This window comes from Janthinobacterium sp. GW822-FHT07H10 (assembly GCF_058798675.1).
The window spans coordinates 84,805-107,041 of record NZ_JBXAKS010000007.1 but is presented as its reverse complement, the minus strand read 5'-3'; the positions used below and the strand labels follow the sequence as shown (position 1 = coordinate 107,041).

Below are 22,237 nucleotides of genomic sequence, written 5' to 3'. Positions count from 1 at the left end.
CTTATTGCGGCGTGCCGCGCACGTCGAATTCCACCTTCCAGCGCTCGGCGCCGTCAAGGGAGACGGCCAGCAGTTCCAGGGTGCCCGCTTCCGTCACGCGTGCGTGTAGTCTGACCTGCACCACGTCGCCGGCCGACCGGCCTTCGGCGGACAGGGTGGCCTGGATTTCGCTCAGCTCCTGCAATTCATCGGGACCCCAGAAGTCCAGCAAGTCGCCGATCTGGTCGTTGCGCCGCGTGGAGGAGGCGAAGAAGCGGAAGTGCACGGGCTCGCCCACCACCAGGCCGAATTGCTGGCCCGGCAGTTCCAGCTCGCTGCCTTCTTCCATGCCGAACGGCGCCACGCACAGGGCCTGGATCGGCGGTTCCATGCCGGGGATGGCCGGCATGGCCGATTCGATGGCCACGTAGAACGCGCTGGCCGTGCCGCCGCGGATGCGCACGCCATGGCCGCGCCGCACGTAGCTGTAATACGCGGCGCCGCGCGCCACGGCCAGGTCCAGGTCGGCGCCGGCCAGCATGCGTGCCGGTTCCGCGCCCTCCATGTACAGCCAGTCGTTGACGGTGGCCATGATGCGCTGCGCCAGCAGGTCGGACTTGAAGACGCCGCCGTTGAACAGCACGGCCGTCGGGTGCAGGAAGCTGGCGTCCTGCGTCTGGCGGCCGGCGAAGCCTTCCAGCTCGCTGGTGGCCGCCACTTGCCGGCCCAGGAAGGCGGCCAGGTGGCGCGTGATGGCCGCGTCCTGGGCATATGGCAGACCCAGTTGCGTCAGGCCGGCGCGCGTGCGCACGGCAGGGCGGCTCGACGCCTCCACCTGCGGGAAGAAGCCGTCGAGGATGAAGGTGGACACTTCGGCGCGCGTCAGCTCCGTGCGGATGGAGCCGCCGATCAGTTTCGAGCCGCGGCTCGGCACGACGATGGGCGCCGTTTCCATGCCGCTGTCGGCCAGCAGGCTTTCCTTGGCGCTGCGGCAGCCATAGGTCAGCGCGCGCATTTGCCAGGCATCGAGCTGGGTGCCGTTGGCGGCGAGCTTGCGCGCCACCAGGTGGGCCAGGGCCAGGTCCATATTGTCGCCACCGAGCAGGATATGCTCGCCGACGGCGACGCGGTGCGGTTCCAGCACGCCGTCGCGCTCCAGTACGGCGATCAGCGAAAAGTCGCTGGTGCCGCCGCCCACGTCGACGACCAGAATGATGTCGCCCGGCTTGACTTCCTTGCGCCAGCGGCCTTCGCTGGTCTGGATCCAGCTGTACAGGGCCGCCTGCGGCTCTTCCAGCAGGGTCAATGCCGTGTAGCCGGCCGCCTGCGCCGCCTCCATCGTCAGCTCGCGCGCGGCCGGATCGAACGATGCCGGAATCGTCACGGTGATTTCCTGCTCGGCGAACGGCGCTTGTGGGTGGGCCGTGTCCCAGGCCTGGCGCAAGTGCGTCAGGTAGCGCGTGGCGGCCGTGATCGGCGAGATGCGCGCCACTTCGGCCGGCGCGTCGTTCGGCAAAATCGCCGCGCGGCGGTCCACGCCCGGGTGGCACAGCCAGCTCTTCGCGCTCGAGACCAGACGGATCGGCGTGGTGGCGCCGCGGCTGCGGGCCATTTCACCGACGACGAACGGCGCTTCCGCTGCCTCGGTGACCCAGGGCAGTGCCAGGTCGCCGGCCGCCACTTCCTCGGCGTGCGGCAGGTAGACGAACGACGGCAGCAGCGACAGCTCTTCGACGGTGCCCGGCGCCGACAATTGCGGCACTTTCAGCACGCCGTGGCTGGACTGCTCGCCGTCGCTTTCATCCAGGTTCACGTACGACAGGGCGCTGTGGGTGGTGCCCAGGTCGATGCCGATGGCGTAGCGCGGGGTGTTGTTGGCTTGATCGCTCACAGTTCCACCTCGGCCGGGGCCAGGATGGCGGCGTCGTGCTGCTCGCTCAGTTTCGGCAGGCGCACGCTGGACGCGCGCCAGCCGCGATGGCTGAGGGTGCCCGTAAACGGCGCCGAACCGACGACATTGCCCGTCAGGCGCACGCTGGCCGAGTCAAAGCCTTCCTGCAGCACGATGCGGCTGCCTTCGGCTTCCTGGCGCACGGCGTCGATGGTGAAATATTCGCGCATGACCTTGGCGCAGCCTTCGTGCACCACGCGCGCGGCCGCGCCGATGTCGGCGTCGGCATGGCTGCCCAGGTTTTCCTGGGTGAAGTCGATCAGGCGCGCTTCGCGTTGCAGCAGGGCCAGCAGCTGCAGGGCGGCGTCCGGCGTCGCTTCTTTTAATATGACGGGGGCGGCCGCTGGCGTCGGCACGGGAGCCGGGGCGGGCGCAGGGGGCACCGGCGCGACAGGTGCAGCCTCGGGCAAGGACAGCTTTTCCACGCGGGCCGCATAGGCGGCGTCCGACAGGGTGCTGAAGAAGGCGCCGAAAGCCAGCGGGACTCTGCGCCAGAACGATGGGTGGGACGATGATGCGCTCATAGGAACTCGTTTCTCTGATCTGTAGGGGAGGCGTCGGCGGCGCGGGGCCGCTTCGCATGGTGTTGCATGCGCCGGCCCATCTTGCGTGTCGGACCGGCTGGCGTTTGCCCGCATGATACCAGCTACGGCGCCGGCGCCAAAGTCGCCGGCCCCCGCAAAGCCGGCCGATGGCGTGCCTTTCCTTTGTTTTTGCGCAAGGAAACGGCAGATTCGGCACGGCTTCGACTAAAATCGCGCATTCTCTCGGCTTACCTTGTATATACGATGGCCATGCATTCCGACTTTTCCCTGTATCTGGCGAGCAGCACGCAGATCGACAGCGACCACCCCGCCGTGCGCGCCAGGGCGGCCGCGCTGGCCGCCGGCGCGACAGGCGACGCCGCCATCGCGCGCCGCTGCTTTGAATTCGTGCGCGACGAGATAGCCCACAGCTGGGATTACCAGCGCAATCCCGTCACCTGCCGCGCTTCCGACGTCTTGCAGCATGGCACCGGCTATTGTTATGCGAAGAGCCACCTGCTGGCCGCGCTGCTGCGCGCCAATGGCATTCCTGCCGGCCTGTGCTACCAGCGCCTGGCCGTCGGCGAGGTGGGGCCGCCGTTTTGCCTGCATGGCTTGAACGCCGTGTATCTGCAGGATTTCGGCTGGTACCGCATCGATGCGCGCGGCAACAAGCCGGGCGTCGACGCCGCCTTCGTGCCGCCGCGCGAGCAGCTGGCTTTTCCCGTGCTGGCGGCCGAGGAGCGCGACTTGCCCGAAATCTGGCCGGAACCGTTGCCGCAAGTGGTGGCCGCGCTGACACGGCACGCCACCGTGCACGACGTGGCCGCGCACTTGCCCGATCTGCAGATGCTGCCGAAATAATGCAAAAGTAAAAATAATCTAAAGAAAGCAATAATGAAAATAGTCTATATGAGTCTGATGGGCGTCCTGCTGCTGGCCGGTTGCGGCAGCAAGGGCGAGAGCGGCGGGCAATCGAGCGCCGCGCGCCTCGATGGCAAGGAAAAGGGCAGCGAGTTTCTTGCCTATGAGCACAACGTCAGCGTCGATACGCATGAGGCCCAGGTGCGGCCCCTGTATGAAAAAGTGGTCGCCGCCTGCAAGGCCGATACGGACAATGGCTGCCTGCTGCTCGATTCAGGCATCGACAGCGGCCGTTACGTGCACGCGCGCATCAGCATGCGGGCCAAGCCGGCCGGCATCAGGAAGCTCGTCGCGCTCGTTGCCGCCGAAGGCGACGTCATCAGCCAGGGCACCAAGGTGGAAGACCTGGGCCGCCCCGTGCTCGACAGCAAGAAGCGCCTGGACATGCTCAAGCAATACCAGGCGCAGCTGCAAGACCTGGAAAAGCGTTCGGGCGCGAATGTCGACGCCCTGATCAAGGTGACCAAGGAACTGGCCACCGTGCAGGTGGAGCTGGAGCAGGCGACGGCGGCCAACGCGCTGTTGATGCAGCGCATCGACACGGACTTGCTGAACGTGGCCATCAGCGCCGAAGGCCGCCAGTCGTTCTGGACGCCCGTCAAGCGCGCGCTGGGCAATTTCACGGAGAACCTGTCGGAAGGCGTGGCCAACGCCATCACGGCCATGGCCTACATCCTGCCTTGGCTGCTTGCCTTCGTGCTGCTGTTCCCGCTGGGGCGCAAGGGCTGGCGCCGCCTGCGCGCCGCGCCGCGCAAGGCTTGACGCGCCCGGCGCACCGTTTTACGGCAAGTTGAAACCTGGCTGCACAGTCCTTGTGCAGCCAGGTTTTTTTTCGTGCGGGATTGTCTCGGGTGCACCATGGCGTGGCGCGCGCCCCATGCCGCACGCCTGCCGGCGCTGGCATGCATTCTGCTTTAACAACAGCGTATGCCCCAGTCCGACAACCACGCACCCACCACAGGAGTCTCCATGTCACGACGCATCATCTTGAAAGCGGCAGCAGCAGGCGCACTGGCCCTGGCCGCCTCGGTATTCACGCAGGCGGCGCTGGCCGCCGACACGATCAAGGTGGGCATCTTGCACTCCTTGTCGGGCACCATGGCCATTTCCGAAACGTCGCTGAAAGACGTGGCCTTGATGACGATTGCGGAAATCAATGCCAAGGGCGGCGTGCTGGGCAGGAAGCTGGAAGCCGTCGTCGTCGACCCGGCATCGAACTGGCCGCTGTTCGCGGAAAAGGCGCGCCAGCTGGTGGCGCAGGACAAGGTGGCTGTCGTGTTCGGCTGCTGGACGTCCGTGTCGCGCAAGTCGGTCTTGCCGGTGTTCAAGGAACTCAACAGCCTGCTGTTCTACCCCGTGCAATACGAGGGTGAGGAACTGGAAAAGAATGTGTTTTATACGGGCGCCGCACCGAACCAGCAGGCGATCCCGGCCGTGGAATACCTGATGAGCAAGGATGGCGGCGGCGCCAGGCGTTTCGTGCTGCTGGGCACGGATTATGTGTATCCGCGCACCACCAACAAGATCCTGCGCGCCTTCCTGAAAAGCAAAGGCGTCAAGGACAGCGATATCAGCGAGGTCTACACGCCATTCGGCCACGCCGACTATCAAACGATCGTCGCCAACATCAAGAAGTTTTCCGCGGGCGGCAAGACGGCCGTCATTTCCACCATCAATGGCGATTCCAACGTGCCGTTCTACAAGGAGCTGGGCAATGCGGGCTTGAAAGCCACCGACGTGCCCGTCGTCGCGTTTTCCGTGGGCGAGGAAGAGCTGCGCGGCATCGATGCCAGGCCGCTGCTGGGGCATCTGGCGGCGTGGAATTATTTCGAATCCGTCAAGAATCCCGTCAACACGGCCTTCATCAAGCAGTGGAAGGCGTATGCCGTGGCGCAAAAGTTGCCGAACGCGGCTTCGGTCGTGACGAACGACCCGATGGAAGCGACCTATGTCGGCATCCACATGTGGGCACAAGCCGTGGAAAAGGCGAAATCGACGGACACGGACAAGGTGATCGCCGCCATGGCGGGCCAGAGCGTGAAAGCACCATCGGGCTTTACCCTGACCATGGATGCGACGAATCACCACTTGCACAAGCCCGTGATGATAGGCGAGATCAAGGCCGATGGGCAATTCAATGTCGTGTGGAAAACCAGGGAGCCGATACGCGCCCAGCCGTGGAGCCCATTTATCAAGGGCAATGAGGGCAAGCAGAAGCTGTAGACGCTATTCACCCACCAGCAAATGCCGGGGTCGGATCCTGAGGGGCCGACCCCAGTCCTCGCCTTTGGGGTAAGCGCTCGCCCCGTGCAGTTTTTCCATGGAACTTACAATGAGGTTCATTCCCAAACTGCTGCTCCTTGCCTGTCTATTGATATTCCCGCTCGCGCAGGCCGCCATCCCTCCCGACCTGCTCAAGCCGCTGGCCGGCGACGACCCCGACGCCCGCGTGGCCGCCGTCGCGCAGATCGCCGCCCTCGCCACGCCCGAGGCCATCCGCGTCCTGCAAGCCTTGCAGGACGACGCCTTGTATGCGGCGCCCGACGGCCAGGTGTATATCGTCGATGGCGAGCAAGCGTATGACCCGGCAAGCGGCAAGAGCGTGCCGCTGCCCGATGGCATCGATGGCGTGATGGTCAACAACCGCTTGCGTGCGGCCGTGGCGGGCGCCCTGTCGGGGCTGAAGCTGCTGGCGCCGGAACGGGCCACGCGCCTGGCTGCCGCGCAGGCGCTGCAACAGGCCGTCGACCCCGCGCAGCTCCCCCTGATCCGCACGGCGCTGGCGCAGGAAAACGATGCTGACATCAAACAGATCTTGCAGGTGCTGATCGCCAGCGCCAACCTGCAGGCGCCGGACGCGGCTACGCGCAGGCAAGCCGTGCAGGCGCTGGCGGGCAGCAGCGATGCGCGCCTGCTGCCCGTGCTGCACGCCATGCTGGAGCGCGGTGCCGATGGCAAGGCCAGCGAGCCCGATGAAGCCGTGCAGCTGGCGGCCATCGACACCATGCGCCAGATCAAGGGACGAGTGTCGCGCATGGAGATCGCCGGCAATGTGTTTTACGGCATCTCGCTGGGCAGCGTGCTGCTGCTGGCGGCGCTGGGCCTGGCCATCACATTCGGCTTGATGGGCATCATCAACATGGCGCATGGCGAACTGCTGATGATAGGCGCTTACACGACGTATCTGTGCCAGCTGTTTTTCCGCACCTACTTGCCCGCCATGCAGGATGCGTATTTGCTGGCCGCCTTGCCGGCCGCCTTTCTCGTGGCCGGCCTGGTCGGCGTGGCGCTCGAGCGCACGGTGATCCGCTGGCTGTACGGGCGGCCGCTGGAAACCTTGCTGGCCACCTCGGGCATCAGCCTGATCCTCATGCAGCTGGTGCGCACGATCTTTGGCGCGCAAAACGTGGAAGTGGCCAACCCGGCCTGGATGTCGGGCGGCGTCACCGTGCTGGGCGGCCTCGTGCTGCCGTACAACCGCCTGGCCATCATCGGCTTTGCCATCGTCGTCGTGGCGGCCGTGTGGCTGATCCTGAACAGGACGCGGCTGGGCCTGTTCGTGCGCGCCGTCACGCAAAACCGCCGCATGGCCGACTGCGTGGGCGTGGCCACGGGCAAGGTCGACATGCTGACCTTTGGCCTCGGTTCCGGCATCGCCGGGCTGGGCGGCGTGGCGCTGTCGCAGCTGGGCAATGTGGGGCCGGACCTGGGGCAAAGCTATATCGTCGATTCCTTCATGGTGGTGGTGCTGGGCGGCGTGGGCCAGCTGGCCGGCACGGTCATCGCCGCGCTGGGCCTGGGCGAAGTGAATAAATTCCTCGAGCCGGTGGCGGGCGCCGTGCTGGCGAAGATCGCCATTTTGATATTCATCATCATTTTTATCCAGCGCCGGCCGCAGGGCCTGTTTGCCATGAAGGGACGCAGCGTCGAATGATTACCTCCTATCGAGTCCAGGCTGGCCTGTTCACGCTGCCGATGTGGATGGCGATTGCCGCCTGCACGGTGCTGGCGGCCATGCTGCCAGTTTTCAATCTGCTCTTTCCTGACGGGCATGCGCTGCATGTGTCCGCCTACACGGTGGCGCTGGTGGGCAAGTTCCTGTGCTACGCGCTGGCCGCGCTGGCGCTGGACCTCGTGTGGGGCTACACGGGCATCCTGTCGCTGGGACACGGCGTGTTCTTTGCGCTGGGCGCGTATGCGCACGGCATGTATCTGATGCGCGCCATCGGCGAGCAGGGCCAGTACCGCAGCAGCTTGCCCGACTTCATGGTCTTTCTCGACTGGAAAACCTACCCGTGGTACTGGGCGTTTACCGACCATTTCTGGTACTGCATGGCGCTGGTCGTGCTGGTGCCGGGCGTGCTGGCCTTTGTGTTTGGCTACTTTGCCTTCCGTTCGCGCATCAAGGGCGTGTATTTTTCCATCATCACGCAGGCCATGACGTATGCCTTCATGCTCCTGTTCTTCCGCAATGACACCGGCTTTGGCGGCAACAACGGTTTCACGGACTTCAAGACGATATTGGGCCACAGCGTCACGGCGCCCGCCACCCGCGCCGTGCTGTTCCTGCTGACCCTGGCCATCCTGCTGGCCGCGCTGGTGGGCGCGCGCGCCATCGTGACATCCAAGCTGGGCAGGGTCTTGCAGGGCGTGCGCGACAGCGAGGCGCGGCTGATGTTCCTCGGCTACAACCCGCTGTGGTTCAAGCTATTTGTCTGGACCCTGTCCGCCATGCTGTGCGGCATCGCCGGCGCCCTGTACGTGCCGCAGGTGGGCATCATCAACCCGTCCGAAATGTCGCCGGCCAATTCCATCGAAATGGTGGTGTGGGTGGCCGTGGGCGGGCGCGGCACCCTGATCGGCCCCATCCTGGGCGCCTTTACCGTGAACGGCTTGAAGAGCTGGTTCACGGCGGCCATGCCGGAACTGTGGCTGTTCGCGCTGGGCTTGCTGTTCATCGTCGTCACCCTGTTCATGCAGCAGGGCATGCTCGGTGTATTGCGCAAGCTCAAGCGCAACAAGACTGCCGTCGTGGCGGAGGAGGCCGCATGAGCATCCGCATGTTGCCCGGCATGGCCAGCGCCGAAGCTGGCCCGACCTACTCGCGCGTGAAAGGCGAGGGCGTCGACACGACGCATGGCGCCATTCTTTACCTGGAAGACATCACCGTCGCATTCGACGGCTTCAAGGCCATCAACAAGCTCAGTCTCGATATTTCCGTGGGCGAGTTGCGCTGCATTATCGGCCCGAACGGGGCGGGCAAGACGACGATGATGGATGTGATCACCGGCAAGACGCGGCCCACGTCCGGCACGGCCTGGTTCGGCCAGACCATGAACCTGGCCGCCATGACGGAGGTGGAGATCGCCCACGCGGGCATCGGCCGCAAGTTCCAGCGTCCCACCGTGTTCGAGCAGCATACGGTGTTCGACAACCTGGAGCTGGCCATGAAGATGGACAAGCGCGTGGCGCCCACCTTGTTTGCCCGGATCACGTCCGAGCAGGAAGGCAAGATCGCATCCATATTGCGCTTGATCCGCCTCAATGGCCACGAGGCGCGGCTGGCTAGCTTGCTGTCGCATGGGCAAAAGCAGTGGCTGGAAATCGGCATGCTGCTGATGCAGGAGCCGCAGCTGATCCTGCTGGACGAGCCCGTGGCCGGCATGTCGGATGCGGAAACGGCGCGCACGGCCGAGCTGCTCAATGAATTGCGCGGCAAACATTCCATCATGGTGGTCGAGCATGACATGGGTTTCGTCACGGACATCGCACAGCAGGGCATCGTCACCGTGCTGCACGAAGGGTCCGTGCTGGCGCAGGGCCGCATGGAGCAGGTGCAAGCCGACGAGCGCGTCATCGAAGTCTACTTGGGAAGGTAAGCCATGCTGGAAGTCGAACAACTGAACCAATATTATGGCTCCTCGCACACTTTGCGCGGTGTCAATCTCACGGCGCGCCAGGGCCAATGCCTGGCCTTGCTGGGCAGGAATGGCGTGGGCAAGACGACGCTCCTGAAATGCCTGATGGGCGTGTTGCCCGTGGCGCAGGGCAAGGTGATATTCAATGGCCGCGACATCACGCGGCTGGCGCCGCATGCGCGCGCCAGGCTGGGCATCGCCTACGTGCCGCAGGGGCGCGACATCTTTGCGCGACTGACGGTCGAGGAAAACCTGCTGATGGGCATGGCGGCCAGGAAGGGCAGGCAGGCTTCGCGCATCGATCCGCACGTGTATGAACTGTTTCCGGTATTAAAAGAGATGCTGCAGCGGCGCGGCGGCGACCTGTCCGGCGGGCAACAGCAGCAACTGGCCATCGCGCGCGCCTTGCTGGCCGAGCCGCAATTGATCATCTTCGACGAGCCGACGGAAGGCATTCAGCCCTCCGTCATCAAGGATATCGGCCGCGTGATCGCGCTGCTGAAACAGCGTGGCGACATGGCCATCGTGCTGTGCGAACAGTATTTCGATTTCGCCCGTGAACTGGCTGACGAGTTTATCGTGCTCTCGCGCGGCAGTGTCGTCGCCAGCGGCACGGCGGCGCAGATGGCGGGCGACGAGGTGAAGCGGCACCTGGCCGTGTGAGGTCAGACGAGCTGGAACCAGCCCAGCACGGCGCCGGCCGCCAGCAGCCACAGCAAATGAATCTTCGTGCGCCAGATGAGGATGCCCGCGACGATGGACAGGCTCCACAGGGGCCAGTCGGTGGCCAGGGTATGGTTGGCGCCGCCCAGTATCATGCCGGTGGAAATGAGCAGGGCGACGACGATGGGCGCCATGCCTTGCTTGAAGGCGCGCACGGGGCGCAGGTCGCGGTTGCGGTAGGCCCAGCGGGCCGCCACGTAGGTGAGGGTGGTGCTGGGCAACATGATGCCGACCATGGTCACGAATACGCCGAAATAGGCGGCCGCGTAGCTGCCCGCGTTCATGCCCACGTTCCAGCCCATCAGGGCGACGAACAGTACGTTGGGGCCTGGTGCGGCCTGGGCGATGGCGATCGACTCATTGAACTGGACCTGCGTCAGCCAGCCGTGCTGTTCGACGAGGAAGCGGTGCATTTCCGCCGTGGTGGATATGGCGCCGCCGATCGACATCATGGACAGCATCAGATAGTGGCCGAACAGGTTCAGCCAGTCCGCCGTGCTCAACACCAGTTGCACGGGCGGGTTCATGGCGACAGCTTGCGGTAGGTCAAACAGCAGCCGATGCCACCGAGCCCCAGCAGGATGTACAGCAGGGGCCAGCGCAGCACGGCCACCATCAGCACGCCCAGCCCGGCGAGGGGCAAGGTCAGCCACAGGGACAGCGGGTGCTTGCCCAGCGCGGCAGCCAGTTTCACGCCCGTGGCGGCGATCATGCCGGCCGAGACGGCGGCCATGCCGCGCAAGGCGCCCGCCACCTGCGGGTTGGCGCCGAGGCGCGTGTACAGCACGCCGAGCACGAGCACGATGACGAGCGGCACGGCCAGCATGCCGGCCATGGCCGTGAGCGCGCCTTTCAAGCCGAAATAGCGCCCACCCACCATCAATGACAGGTTGATCACGTTCGGGCCGGGCATGATTTGCGCCACGGCCCAGTCCTCGAGGAATTCCTCCTGCGTCAGCCAGCGCTTGCGTTCCACCATCTCGCGCTGGATCACGGCCAGCACGCCGCCGAAACCCTGCAGGGCCAGCCAGGTGAACGAGAAAAACAGGTCGGCAAGCGAGGCGGGCTGCGGGCGGGGGAGGTCGGACGGGGCGGGGGAGGGCGAGGACATGGCTGATTATCACCGTGGCCGAGCGCGCTTGTCCATCGCTTTCAGGAAGGACTGTGGCGGCAGGAAAAAAAGCCGTGGCTCATGTTCGCCTGCCATTGACATCGAGAATTTATCGGCAATACTTTATCGGCAATACTGCCGCTGTCCATGTCCGTACGGGCGCCGGGCTTCCACCCGCTGCGCCTTTCCCGCCCCCATGTCCCCCTTCGCAGGAGTTGTCTACCATGCTTAATTCCCAAGAAACGCTGCATATGCCCGACAAGACAGTGGCGCGCCATGCCAGGGTCGACCAGAAGATGTGCGATATCGTCAACCTGGGTATCGCCGTGCAGGCTGCCTTCAGCACCTTGTGTGCGCTGGAATACCTGAAGTCATACAATATCGACCCTGTACTGATCGAGCGCGTGCTGCTGCATCCGGAGCAGCGGCGCCAGACCGTGCATTGAGTATCTGTGCAGCAACTGTGTTGCCGGTAGCGCCGACCCCGGCGTTATCGAATTGATCATTACGGCTCAGTTATGCACAAATGATGGGTTAGCGAAATTGCCGAAATAATTTTCATGTGATTATGTGTGAGTTTCTAAGTGTTTGATTTTATTCTGTTTTATTTTTGCTGTTTGATTGAGCAGTTTATTGAAAGCCGCACTGGCTGCGGCTTTGAGGGCTGTCAATAGGCGCTTATCCACAAAGATATCCACAGTCCGTGTGGATATCTGAAAAAGCGCTTAACAATCCGCCACTTAGGATATTGAGGCAAATCAGCGTCTGCGATTTGCCGCCGCGAGCGGGGAAAAGCGGCCGTGAGCAAGGGCTGTATGCCCATCCAGTGCTCTTGTTTTTTGACTAAAAGTAGCGCGCGCCGCCTACGGCTTGCCGCCGGATGGCAAGGCGGCCTGGTCGCCGCGCCGGGCCAGGGCCGCGGCCAGGTCGCTCACCTGCTGCTGCGCTTCGCGCAGCGTGGCGTAGGTGCGCAGCGAAGCGATCACGGTGGTAAACAGCTTGCGCGTCGTCAAGTCGGTCTTGCACCAGAAATCGTTGATGTCGTAGTCGATGATGATGCGGTGTTCGAGTGCCTGGCCGGGCTGGCCCGTGCGCAGGATGATGCGCACGGCGCTGTTGTGCAACTCCTCGCGGATCTGGCGCGCCACTTGCAGGCCGGCATCCTGGGTTTCCATGATGACGTCGAGCAGCACGACGGCGATGTCGGGCGTGCCGCGCAGCACGGTGAGCGCCTCGGCGCCCGAATACGCGTGCAGAAAACTCAGCCTGCGCCCCTGGAAGCTGGCCTGGCTCAGGGCGAACTTGGTCACCACGTGCACGTCGACATCGTCGTCGACGATCAGCACGCGCCAGGGCGGGGCGCTGGCCGCTTCGGGCGCGGTGTCGCTGTGCAGCGGCTCGTCCACCAACCAGTCCGGTTCGCCTGCCGTCTTGCTGTCGCTATCCATATCCATGCATTTATCCAACGTTGATCGTGCCCGCCTACTCCACACTATGCCAGTCCGCGGGGTTTGTCAAAACAATGCTGTTCAGGCAAGCTCGTGCCAGCCGCTGCCCGCCTTCGCGGCAAAAATATATTTTCATGGTGGCAAAGAAACTTTGATCAAGCGCAAAAACCTGACTGCAAGTCATTGATTTCATTGGGGTAAAAAAATGCCTGTGAAATCAGCAAATTGTTGAAACCCGCATCAATACTGGCGTTGCGGCTTGTCAAGAGGGGCTTATCAACAACTTTATCCACAGTTGCTGTGGATATCTAAAAAAGCCGTGCAAAAACCGGGGCTTAGGGGCCGATGGCGAGCCTGCTTCACGCGGCCTGGCCAGACGCTGTCAGCGCGGCAAACGCATGCAGGAAGCGTTGCTTGGCTTCGGCCGGTCCCATGGCGTCGATTATACCGGGCAAGGGGGCGATGCCGTCAAGGTAGGCCCAGCGTTCGGCCGAGTGGGGCATCAGGTCGCGCTTTTCCGTGGCCAGCGCGATCAGGTCGGCCCGCTTGATGGGCGCGTAATCGGAGAAATCCAGGCCGTAGGTGGCGGCGATGATGGCGCTGACCTTGTCTTCCAGCGCGGCAAATTCCGGCAGCAGCACCTTCAGCGGCTTGACCATGTCGCCCAGGTAGGCTTCGGCCGCGTCGTGCAGCAGGGCGGCCAGGCGCAGCGGTGGCGGCACGAGGCTGGCAACGATCAGGCTGTGCTGGGCCACGGAATAAAACACTTGCGTCTGGCCATTGAAGCGGCACTGGTAGGCGAGGCCGTGGGCGATATCCTCGATGGCAACCTTGTCGATATGCGGGCGCAAGGGATAAAAACGGTTGCCGGAAAAGGTGGAAACGTAGTCGGTGGTAATCATTGCTGGATCGCTTAGCCTGCTGTGCATGGATGATCCATCGTACACCGGATGACGGCGATCCGCCTTCCCGCAGGGCTCCGCCAGCCGCCGCCAGCCGCTTCTGCTAAGCCTATGCATGTTGGCATTTCCTTTAATTAATTTCATATCATTCATTGATATTTCTCAAATACACTATGAGAATCTTGTTTGTCTGAAACTTACATTAGGGGCAGAGCAATGGCGGCGATACCTTCGGCAAGACCTTCGTACATCTATCAGGGCGGCTCGGTGATGATGCATTCGCCGCTGCAGTTGAAGCAGTCGGAAATGTTCGGTTATTTCGTCAAGGGCGAGCTGGCGAAGCTGCAGGCCACCGTCAATACCACCTTGAACCAGGTGGCGGGCCAGCGCATGACCCTGAAAGCCCTGTCGCCGTATGTGATGCTGACCTTTACGCGCGTCAACCATGCGGACTCGGCCAATCCTGTCGACCAGGCCAAGGGCTGGATCACGGAAGTCGACATCGTCACCTGGATCATGGTGGGGCAGATGGATGCGGCGGGCAAGCTGGCGCACATCTACTGGTACCCGTGCCATATTTTCGTGGACGACGCCATGGCCCTGATCAACGGGCGCGAACTGTTCGGCTATCCGAAATACCTGTGCGACTACGAGATTCCCGCGGCCGGCAGCGAGCCGCTGCGCTGTTCCGTGGCCGCCAAGGGTTTCCAGCATTTTTCGCCGGAAACGAAACTGGCCCTGCACCCGCTGCTGGAAGTCAATGCCACCGTGCAGACGGGGCCGCACAAGAGCGTCAACAGTTTCCTCGAGCTCATCGAGCAGGCGTTCCAGCTCTTCCTGTCCATTCCCGACTTCTTTGACATGGATCAAGCCGGCTGGGCCGATATTCTGTCGCTGTTGCGCAACCCCCGCATCGACCAGATCTTCCTCAAGCAGTTTCCCGACAGCGCGGGCGTGAAGGCCGTGTACCAGGCCCTGGTGGCCGCGCCGGCCGAGGTCAACCGCCTGCACAGTGCGCGCCTGCTCGGCTATGAATACGAATGCACGGTGCACGCGTTCGACAGCTTCCCGCTGGACCAGACCCTGGGCCTGAAGCTGGGGCCGCAGGCGGCGATCCTGCCGTTCAACGTGAACTTCGACTTCACGGCCATGCCGGGCGAGGAGCTGGTCGACAATTCGAGCATCGCGCCGGAAAAGATCGCCATCCTCGGCGGCGGCGTGGCGGCCATGACCACCGCGTATTATCTGACGAACCAGCCGGGCTGGCAAAACCAGCACGACATCACCGTCTACCAGCTGGGCTGGCGCCTCGGCGGCAAGGGCGCCAGCGGGCGCAATGCGCAAGTGGGCCAGCGCATCGAGGAGCATGGCCTGCACATCTGGTTCGGCTTTTATGCGAACGCCTTCAAGATGATCAAGGAAGCGTATGCCAGCCTGGAGCGCCCGCCCGGCGCGCCGCTGGCCACCTGGCGCGACGCCTTCAAGCAGCACGATTACGTGGCCCTGTCGGAAGACGTCAAGGGGCAGTGGCGCAACTGGTCCATCGTCTTTCCCACCCTGCCGGGCGAGCCGGGCGAGGGCGGCGAGGACATCACCCTGTGGCAGATGGCCATCGCCATGGTGGGCTGGATCGAGCAGTGGATACGCCAGATCCGGCAGGTGGCGGACGCGGACGCGCGCATCGTCCGCGCCAGCGCCTCGCAGGGCGAGGGTGTGTGGCCGGGCTGGCTGCGCCGCCTGGCCGACGAAGTGGTGGGGCAGGCCGACGAGCTGGGGCTGGACGTGGGCCTGTCCGTGGGCGCCCTGGCGGCGCTGGTGGCCGACCTGGCGCCCGATTCCGCGCGCCACGACCAGGCCCGCCACCAGCTGCTGGCCAGCACCCTGAACGGCATCCGCGCCTGGCTGCGCCTGCGCTACCGCGCGCTGATCGACGGCGACGACGAATTGCGCCGCCTGTTCATTTGCCTGGACCTGGGCATCACGGTGATGAAGGGCATGTTCGAGGATGGCGTGTTCAAGAACGGCTTCGACGTCATCAACGACATCGATTTCCGCGACTGGCTGCGCAAGCATGGCGGCGACGAGCAGTTCAGCGTCAATTCAGCGCCCGTGCGCGGCTTCTACGACCTGGTCTTCGCCTACGAGGGCGGCGACTTTGCAAAGCCGAACATCGAGGCGGGCACCTTGCTGCGGGCGATGGCGCGCATCGGCCTGGCCTACAAGGGCGGCATCATGTTCAAGATGCAGGCCGGCATGGGCGACACGATCTTCACGCCGCTGTACGAGGTGCTGGAAAAGCGCGGCGTGAAATTCAAGTTCTTCCAGCGCGTCGAGGAACTGGTGCCGGGCGCGGGCGACATCGACAGCATTCGCATCACCGAGCAGGCGCAGTTGCGCGACCCGGCCGCCGGCTATGCGCCGCTGGTCGACGTGAAAGGCCTGGCTTGCTGGCCCAGCGCGCCCGATTACGCCCAGCTCGACCCGGCGCAGGCGGCCCTGCTGCAGGAGCAGGAGGTCAACCTGGAGTCGTACTGGAGCGACTGGCCGCAGCAGTACCAGCAGGCGTTCGGCCGCGCGCTGCCCGCCACGGTATTGAAGAAGGGCGTCGATTTCGACAAGGTGGTGTTCGGCATCTCGATCGGCTCGCTGCCGGCCCTGTGCCCGCAGCTGCTGGTGCAAAGCCCGGCCTTGAAGCTGAGCGTCGAGAAGGTGAAGACGGTGGCCACGCAGGCGTACCAGGTATGGCTGAACAAGAACCTGGCGCAGATGGGCTGGACCACGCAGCCGAAGGGCCAGCAGCCGGTGCTGTCGGCCTTTACGGAACCCTACGACACGTGGGCGCCGATGGACCAGTTGCTGGCGCATGAAGACTGGCCGGCGGGCCTGGCGCCGAAGAATGTGTCCTACTTTTGCAGCGCCTTCCCCGTCGACAGCTATCCGCCCGTGACGGATACGGGTTTCCCGGCGCGCTGCGCCGAGCGGGCGAAACAGGGCGCGCTGCACCAGCTGGAGCGCGACATCGGCGCGCTGTGGCCCGAGGCGGGCGGACCCGGCGGCTTTCCCTGGCAGTGGCTGGTCGATGCGAAGGCGGGCACGGGACCGGCCCGCTTCGACAGCCAGTACTGGCGCGCGAACGTCGATCCGTCCGAGCGCTACGTGATGTCGGTGGTGAACAGCACGCAGTACCGGCTGGCCACCGACCAGTCGGGCTTCAGCAACCTGTTCCTGACGGGCGACTGGATCAGGACCGGCATCAACGCGGGCTGCGTGGAGGCGGCCGTGATGGCGGGCATGCAGACGTCGCGCGCCATGAGCGGGTATCCGGCCGTGATCCAGGGCGAGACGGATTTCTAGGCTTGCTATGATGGCGTTTCATTGTCCCCTGCGCGAGGATATCCATGCGACGCCTGCTATTGCTGTGCCTGATCTGTACCAACCTGCATGCCGGCGCCGCGCCGCCCGGCGCGATCGTGCTGTGGCCGGGCGCGCCGCCTGGCGGCGCGGCGGCGGGCCCGCAGCGCGACAGCGCCAGGGGTTCCATCACGCAGGTAAGCGAGCCCTATCTGATCGCGCACCGCCCGGCGCGGCCGAATGGCCTGGCCATCCTGCTGGTCAGCGGCGGCGGCTATGCGCATATCGAGGCGGGCAAGGAAAGCGGCCCGGCCGCCGCCTGGCTGCAGGCGCAGGGCGTCACGGCGTTTGAACTCGTGTACCGGCTGCCGCAGGAGGGCGGCGGGACGGCCGCGCCATTCCAGGATGCGCAGCGCGCCATGCGTTTGATACGCTCGCGCGCCGCCGAGTGGAGCCTCGACCCGGCGCGCATCGGCATCCTCGGCTTTTCCGCCGGCGCGCACCTGGCCGGCATGACGGCGGCCACGCCGGACGCCAGCCTGTATGCGCCCGTCGATGCGCAAGATGCGGCGTCGGCGCGGCCCGCCTTTGCCGTGTTGCTGTATCCGGTGCTGACCATGCAGCCGCCGTTCGACACGACGCACGCGAAGAAGCAGTTGCTGGGCGCCCATCCCGCGCCGGGCGCGCGCGACGCGCTGTCGGTGGAGCGGCAGGTCGATGCGCGCACGCCGCCCGTGTTCCTGGCGCAGGCGCTGGACGACCCCATCGCCGCACCCGACAACAGCCTGCTGATGGCCGCCGCCCTGCGCCGCGTCGGCGTGCCCGTCGAGCTGCACCTGTTCCAGCACGGCGGCCATGGCTGGGGACTGGGCAAGCCGGGCAGCGAGCCGGCCGCCTGGCCGCCCTTGCTGCTGGCGTGGCTGCGGGGGAACGGCTGGCTCGATTAGCCGGCGGCGACCCTGCCTGGCTGGTCGCCCAGGTCGCGCCGCGCCTCGGCCAGCGCCGCTTCGATATGCGGCAGGAATTGCTCCACGTTGTCGAGCTGGCCGTTCGATGCCAGCGTTTCCATCTGGTGGCACAGGCCGTGCAGGGTGGGGCGGCTCAGGTAGCCGGCGCTGCCCTTCAAGGCGTGGAAGGCGGCCGCCGCCGCGCTGGCGTTGCCGTTGCGCACGGCGTGGCAGGCCAGGTCCAGGCGCCGCGGCGCCTCCACCAGGAAGGCTTGCGCGATGCGCTGCAAGTGCTGCGGCGACAGGCCTGCCAGCGGCAGGATATGCACGGGCGCCGTCATGGGATCGGCGGGCGCCGGCGCGTCTGCCTTGGCGCCGGCGTCGGCGCCGTCCAGGCCGAACTGGCGCGCCAGCATGTCGTCGTCGACGGGCAGGGCGGGCGGCAGCGCCTGGCCGCGCGCCAGCAGCAGGTCGATGACGGTGTCGATTTTTTCAAACAGCAGCGCTTCGTCGACCGGCTTGCTGAGGAAGTCGTCCATGCCGGCCTCCAGGTAGCGTTGCCGGTCATGTTCGCTGGCGTTGGCCGTCAGCGCGATGATGGGGATGTGCGCGTCGGGAATCGGGAAACTGGCATTGCCGCCGTCGCGGATCAGGCGCGCGGCCTGCTCGCCATCCATCAGCGGCATGCGGCCATCCATCAGCACGCAATCGTAGGTGCCCGTGCCCAGCGCCTGCAGCGCCTGCTCGCCGTTTTCCACGATGGTCACGGCATGTCCCATGGCCTCGAGCAAGGTACCGATGATGATCTGGTTGGTGCGCACATCCTCGGCGCACAGGATGCGCAGGCGGCAGGCGTGGTGTGCATGGCGCGGCGCCAGGCGGGCGTCGGCCGCCGGCGCGCTGCCCTCCTGCAGCGGCAGCGTGAAATGGAAGCGCGAGCCGATGCCGACGCGGCTTTCCACGCCGATGCTGCCCTGCATCAGTTCGACCAGCTCCTTGCAGATGGCCAGGCCGAGGCCCGTGCCGCCGTAGCGGCGCGTGGTGGAGTGGTCGGCTTGCTCGAATTTCTGGAACAGGCGCGGCAAGGTGTCGGCGTCGATGCCGGGGCCCGTGTCGCTGATGATGAATTCGATCTCGCTGCGGCCATCGCGGCGCGGCGGCGTGCGGGCGCGCCGCACTTCCAGCAGCACTTCGCCATTCGCCGTGAACTTCAGCGCATTGCCCAGCAGGTTGATGAGGATCTGGCGCAAACGGGTGGGGTCGGCGCGCACATAGCGGGGCAGGTCCAGCGCCAGTTCGCGGCGCAGCAGCAGGCTCTTGGCGTCGGCCTGGCCCTGCACGATGCCGGCCGCGTCGCCGATCAGGGCCAGCAAGTCGAAGTCCAGCGTTTCCAGGGTCAGCTTGCCGGCGTCGATCTTCGAGAAATCGAGGATGTCATTGAGGATGGTCAGCAGCGACTCGCCATTGTGCAGGCCGATGCGCAGGTATTCCTGTGTGCGCCCGCGGATGGACTGGTCGCGCAGGGCGAATTTCAGCATGCCGATGACGCCGGCCAGCGGCGTGCGGATGTCGTGGCTCATGGCCGACAGGAAATCGATGCGGTGGCGGCTGACCACTTCCGCATGTTCCTTGGCCGTCAGCAGGGCGTCGTTGCTGAGGGTGAGCGCCAGCGTGCGTTCGCGCACGCGCTGCTCGAGGTTGTTGCGCAGCAGGCGGATCTGGTCGGCCAGGGCAAAGGCCAGCAGCAGGCCGTCGAGGGTGCCGCCGAGCAGGGTCACCAGCTGGGCGTTGGCCACCATGGCCGGCATCAGGCCCAGGTTGGCCGGCAGGATCAGAAAGCCGGGCAGCATCAGGGCGACGAAGGCGAGCACGAAGAAGCGCGCCGGCTGGTAGCCGCGGCACCAGACGACGATGCCGCAGGTGAGCGCCAGCAGCATCCAGATGGTGATGACGATGGTGGCCAGCGTGTGCGCATATTGCAGGGCGAAGAAACAGCTGGGCAGCAGCAGCAGGGGCAGCACCAGGTTGACCTTGCTGATGCGGTCGAGCAGCGGCGAGTATTCGCGCAGGCGCAGGAAATGCGTGTAGAACAGGGTGCTGAAGACGGGCAGCAGGAAGAAGGGCACGTAATGCAGCTGCAGCATGTGCCAGTCGAACAGGTCGGCGAAGACGTGGAAGGTCATGGCCCAGGCCAGGCCATACGTGAGCACGTACAGCGCGTAGTACGCCGAGGCCTTTTCCAGCGTGATGGAAAAGATGAAGAAATTGAACAGGCCCAGCGCCAGCAGGGCGCCGATCGAGGCCACCATCAGGAAGTTTTCCTTGCCCACCAGCTTGCGGTAATCCGCTTGCGTCCGCACGCCGAACATGGGCGCGCGCGCATAGTAGGGACTGGAAAAATGGATCAGGACGGCGTAGGTGGCGCCCGGTTCCAGCTGCACGTTCTTGCCGTAATGCAGCAAATATTCGTGCGGGCGCTGGTAGCCCGTCAGCAGGGTCTGCGGCGGGCTGTGCGGACCGGGGCCATACACATGGATGTCGACCAGGTCGATCAGGGTGTCGTTCGGGTCGATGACCCAGGCGCTCTGGGCGCTGTCGTTGCGCACCTGCGCGACCAGCCAGTAGGCGCCGCCGAACAGGTCGACGCCGGTGGCCGGACGCTGGCGCGCCAGCCAGGCGGGCAGGGCGGCCGCATCGGCGGGCGCCACATCGTCGCTGGCGAGAAACAGCTGGCCGCCGCTGCCCAGGTGATGGATGCCTTGCGGCGTCAGGGCCAGCGGCGCGGCCTGGCCGGCGCCGCCCAGGATCAGCAGGCCCAGCATGAGCAGCCAGCGCCATAGCCAGGCGCTGATGCGGGAATGGGAAGCGCTGTGGCTGGATGGTGGCGGGTGGGCTGGCATCGGTCGGTGTGGTGATGGTCGCGCGGGATAGGCGGCAAAGCCCTGTGCTCATGGAGTGCCCATTTTAATCGACTCTCGGTGATGCACGCGCAATTTCATGTCGTGCAAGCATCTTTCCGATGGCGGCGGCGGCGGGCTCCGGTATCATGTCGCCTTTTGCCTGCGAGTCATTATGCTCAGTCCCGACCAGTTCCTGGCCTTCCTGGCCGCCGCCGTCCTCATCACCGCCAGTCCCGGCCCCGACAACCTGATGGTGCTGGGCGTGGGCATGTCGCGCGGGCGGCGCCAGGGCATGGCGTTCGGCCTCGGCTGCGCCCTCGGTTGCCTTACGCATACCGTGCTGGCGACCATCGGCGTGTCGGCCCTGCTGGCCGCTTCGCCCACGGCGTTTACGGCGCTGAAAGTGGCTGGCGGCCTGTACCTGGTGTGGCTCGGTATCGGCGCCCTGCGCAGCCGTGGCGGCGCGCACGTCGATGGCGCGGCCGCGCTGCCGGACGAGTCGCTGCTGCGCCTGTTCGGCAAGGGCCTGTTCGCCAACAGTATCAATCCGAAAGTCGTGCTGTTCTTCCTGTCGTTCCTGCCGCAATTCATCGTCACGGGGCAGGGCAGCGCCAGCTGGCAGACGGCGCAGCTGGGCCTCGTGTTTACGGCCCAGGCTTGCGTGCTGTTCGGTTTGCTCGGCTATTTCTCCGGCGCCGTCGGCACGTGGCTGAACCGCCGCCCGCGCGCCGGCCTGTGGCTCGACCGCGTGGCCGGCACCATCTTCATCGCCCTGGGCCTGCGCCTGATCCTGGCCCGCTAGGGCCGGCGGCGGCGGCATCGTCCGTGGCGGTGATGCGGAACGCCAGTTCCATCTGGTCCTGCACGGCCATGGCGCCGCCCAGGATGGCGAACGGCACGATGCCGAAATCGCTCTGTTTCAACAGCAGGCTGCCGCTGGCCTGCAGCCGGCGTCCGTCGGCCGCCTCCGTGATTTGCACCGGCACCCGCACGCTGCGCGTCACGCCATGCAGGGTGATGTCGGCGTCGAGCACCTCGCTGCCGCTTTCGCGCCGCGCCTCGACACGCACCCATGGATAGCGCTCGGCGTCGAGAACGCGCGCCAGCATGTTGTGCCGCGTGCCGGCGATGGCGTCGGCCGACGGCGTCGTCGTCAAGCCTGCCGCCTGGCGCAATTCCTCTTCATCCACGCTCATCTCGTCCAGCCTGAACTGGAATTGCGCGCGTCCCAGCGCGGGCGCCACCGTGCCCTGCAAGGTGCGGCTGGCCACCACGTGGTCGTGCCCGAGCCGCGCCAGCGCGCCGCCACGCCGCACGGTGATGGTCAGCAGCGATTCTTGCGGCGCGAGGTACAGCATGCGCACGCCCGATTGCTGCCAGGAAGGGAGGGGCGCGGCCGGCGCGGGCGGGCCGGGGAGCTGGGCGGCGGGCGGCGGCGCAAATGGCGAACAGGCTGCCAGCAGCAAGGCGCAGGCGCCGGCCAGCAGCGCGCGGCGACGAATCGGGGGCAGTAACGGAAATTCCTGGCAAGGCATGGGCAGAGACCGGTATTGGCGCTA

19 protein-coding genes are annotated in these 22,237 nt (G+C 65.4%); 11 read left to right on the top strand and 8 right to left on the bottom strand.

What is annotated here, in order from left to right; all coding sequences use genetic code 11:
* Position 1 precedes the first annotated feature (1 nt).
* Together AC1RDJ_RS17115 and AC1RDJ_RS17110 are read right to left on the bottom strand one after the other, a co-directional pair.
* Entirely contained in the window at positions 2-1,870 is a 1,869-nt protein-coding gene (locus AC1RDJ_RS17115; protein WP_289885920.1) for an Hsp70 family protein, read from the bottom strand.
* Complete coding sequence (locus tag AC1RDJ_RS17110; protein WP_071322952.1) at positions 1,867-2,454, bottom strand: DUF2760 domain-containing protein; 588 nt, start codon at positions 2,452-2,454, stop codon at positions 1,867-1,869. The genes AC1RDJ_RS17115 and AC1RDJ_RS17110 overlap by 4 nt, the downstream gene beginning before the upstream one ends.
* Before the next feature lie 264 nt (positions 2,455-2,718).
* On the opposite strand from AC1RDJ_RS17110, the gene AC1RDJ_RS17105 reads away from it, so the two are divergent.
* The 7 genes from AC1RDJ_RS17105 to urtE all read left to right on the top strand — a co-directional run bounded on the left by AC1RDJ_RS17105 (position 2,719) and on the right by urtE (position 9,959).
* The gene (locus AC1RDJ_RS17105) at positions 2,719-3,318 is read left to right on the top strand and encodes a transglutaminase-like domain-containing protein (protein WP_071322953.1); all 600 of its coding nucleotides are present in this window, start codon (positions 2,719-2,721) and stop codon (positions 3,316-3,318) included.
* Positions 3,319-3,351: 33 nt separating this feature from the next.
* A complete protein-coding gene (locus AC1RDJ_RS17100; protein WP_493028217.1) occupies positions 3,352-4,140 on the top strand; it encodes a DUF4349 domain-containing protein in 789 nt (262 codons plus the stop codon).
* Between the two features lie 207 nt (positions 4,141-4,347).
* Entirely contained in the window at positions 4,348-5,601 is a 1,254-nt protein-coding gene (urtA, locus tag AC1RDJ_RS17095; RefSeq protein WP_493028216.1) for an urea ABC transporter substrate-binding protein, read from the top strand.
* Between the two features lie 109 nt (positions 5,602-5,710).
* Positions 5,711-7,312 carry an urea ABC transporter permease subunit UrtB gene (gene urtB / locus AC1RDJ_RS17090; RefSeq protein ID WP_493028215.1) on the top strand — a complete coding sequence of 534 codons (1,602 nt, stop codon included), beginning with the start codon at positions 5,711-5,713 and terminating at the stop codon, positions 7,310-7,312.
* Positions 7,309-8,430: an urea ABC transporter permease subunit UrtC gene (urtC, locus tag AC1RDJ_RS17085; protein WP_493028214.1), complete on the top strand. Its 1,122-nt coding sequence runs from the start codon at positions 7,309-7,311 to the stop codon at positions 8,428-8,430. Before urtB ends, urtC begins: the two co-directional genes overlap by 4 nt.
* The gene (urtD, locus tag AC1RDJ_RS17080; RefSeq protein WP_493028213.1) at positions 8,427-9,257 is read left to right on the top strand and encodes an urea ABC transporter ATP-binding protein UrtD; all 831 of its coding nucleotides are present in this window, start codon (positions 8,427-8,429) and stop codon (positions 9,255-9,257) included. Before urtC ends, urtD begins: the two co-directional genes overlap by 4 nt.
* 3 nt (positions 9,258-9,260) lie before the next feature.
* A complete protein-coding gene (gene urtE / locus AC1RDJ_RS17075) occupies positions 9,261-9,959 on the top strand; it encodes an urea ABC transporter ATP-binding subunit UrtE (RefSeq protein WP_071322958.1) in 699 nt (232 codons plus the stop codon).
* Between the two features lie 2 nt (positions 9,960-9,961).
* Here the strand turns inward: urtE and AC1RDJ_RS17070 are convergent, their stop codons facing one another.
* Positions 9,962-10,546 (bottom strand): chromate transporter, encoded by a 585-nt coding sequence (locus AC1RDJ_RS17070; protein ID WP_289885927.1) that lies wholly within the window; start codon positions 10,544-10,546, stop codon positions 9,962-9,964.
* Entirely contained in the window at positions 10,543-11,130 is a 588-nt protein-coding gene (locus AC1RDJ_RS17065) for a chromate transporter (RefSeq protein WP_493028212.1), read from the bottom strand. Before AC1RDJ_RS17065 ends, AC1RDJ_RS17070 begins: the two co-directional genes overlap by 4 nt.
* 224 nt (positions 11,131-11,354) lie before the next feature.
* Here AC1RDJ_RS17065 and AC1RDJ_RS17060 point away from each other — a divergent pair, with 224 nt between their 5' ends.
* Positions 11,355-11,576, top strand: coding sequence for a hypothetical protein (locus tag AC1RDJ_RS17060; protein ID WP_071322961.1), 222 nt, complete (start codon positions 11,355-11,357; stop codon positions 11,574-11,576).
* Between the two features lie 417 nt (positions 11,577-11,993).
* Here AC1RDJ_RS17060 and AC1RDJ_RS17055 read toward each other — a convergent pair whose 3' ends face one another.
* Both AC1RDJ_RS17055 and AC1RDJ_RS17050 read right to left on the bottom strand, forming a co-directional pair.
* Positions 11,994-12,584 carry a response regulator gene (locus AC1RDJ_RS17055; protein ID WP_232251165.1) on the bottom strand — a complete coding sequence of 197 codons (591 nt, stop codon included), beginning with the start codon at positions 12,582-12,584 and terminating at the stop codon, positions 11,994-11,996.
* A gap of 353 nt (positions 12,585-12,937) precedes the next feature.
* Positions 12,938-13,480 (bottom strand): phosphohydrolase, encoded by a 543-nt coding sequence (locus AC1RDJ_RS17050; protein WP_493028211.1) that lies wholly within the window; start codon positions 13,478-13,480, stop codon positions 12,938-12,940.
* Between the two features lie 216 nt (positions 13,481-13,696).
* Here AC1RDJ_RS17050 and AC1RDJ_RS17045 point away from each other — a divergent pair, with 216 nt between their 5' ends.
* Positions 13,697-16,834, top strand: coding sequence for an NAD(P)-binding protein (locus AC1RDJ_RS17045; protein ID WP_493028210.1), 3,138 nt, complete (start codon positions 13,697-13,699; stop codon positions 16,832-16,834).
* A gap of 44 nt (positions 16,835-16,878) precedes the next feature.
* Positions 16,879-17,778: an alpha/beta hydrolase gene (locus AC1RDJ_RS17040; protein WP_493028208.1), complete on the top strand. Its 900-nt coding sequence runs from the start codon at positions 16,879-16,881 to the stop codon at positions 17,776-17,778.
* Here the strand turns inward: AC1RDJ_RS17040 and AC1RDJ_RS17035 are convergent.
* Positions 17,775-20,678: a hybrid sensor histidine kinase/response regulator gene (locus AC1RDJ_RS17035; protein ID WP_493028207.1), complete on the bottom strand. Its 2,904-nt coding sequence runs from the start codon at positions 20,676-20,678 to the stop codon at positions 17,775-17,777. The genes AC1RDJ_RS17040 and AC1RDJ_RS17035 overlap by 4 nt on opposite strands.
* Before the next feature lie 172 nt (positions 20,679-20,850).
* On the opposite strand from AC1RDJ_RS17035, the gene AC1RDJ_RS17030 reads away from it, so the two are divergent.
* The gene (locus AC1RDJ_RS17030) at positions 20,851-21,480 is read left to right on the top strand and encodes a LysE family translocator (RefSeq protein ID WP_198043890.1); all 630 of its coding nucleotides are present in this window, start codon (positions 20,851-20,853) and stop codon (positions 21,478-21,480) included.
* Here AC1RDJ_RS17030 and AC1RDJ_RS17025 read toward each other — a convergent pair.
* Entirely contained in the window at positions 21,443-22,213 is a 771-nt protein-coding gene (locus AC1RDJ_RS17025) for a YceI family protein (RefSeq protein WP_493028205.1), read from the bottom strand. The two genes, AC1RDJ_RS17030 and AC1RDJ_RS17025, sit on opposite strands and share 38 nt — an antisense overlap.
* Positions 22,214-22,237 lie beyond the last annotated feature (24 nt).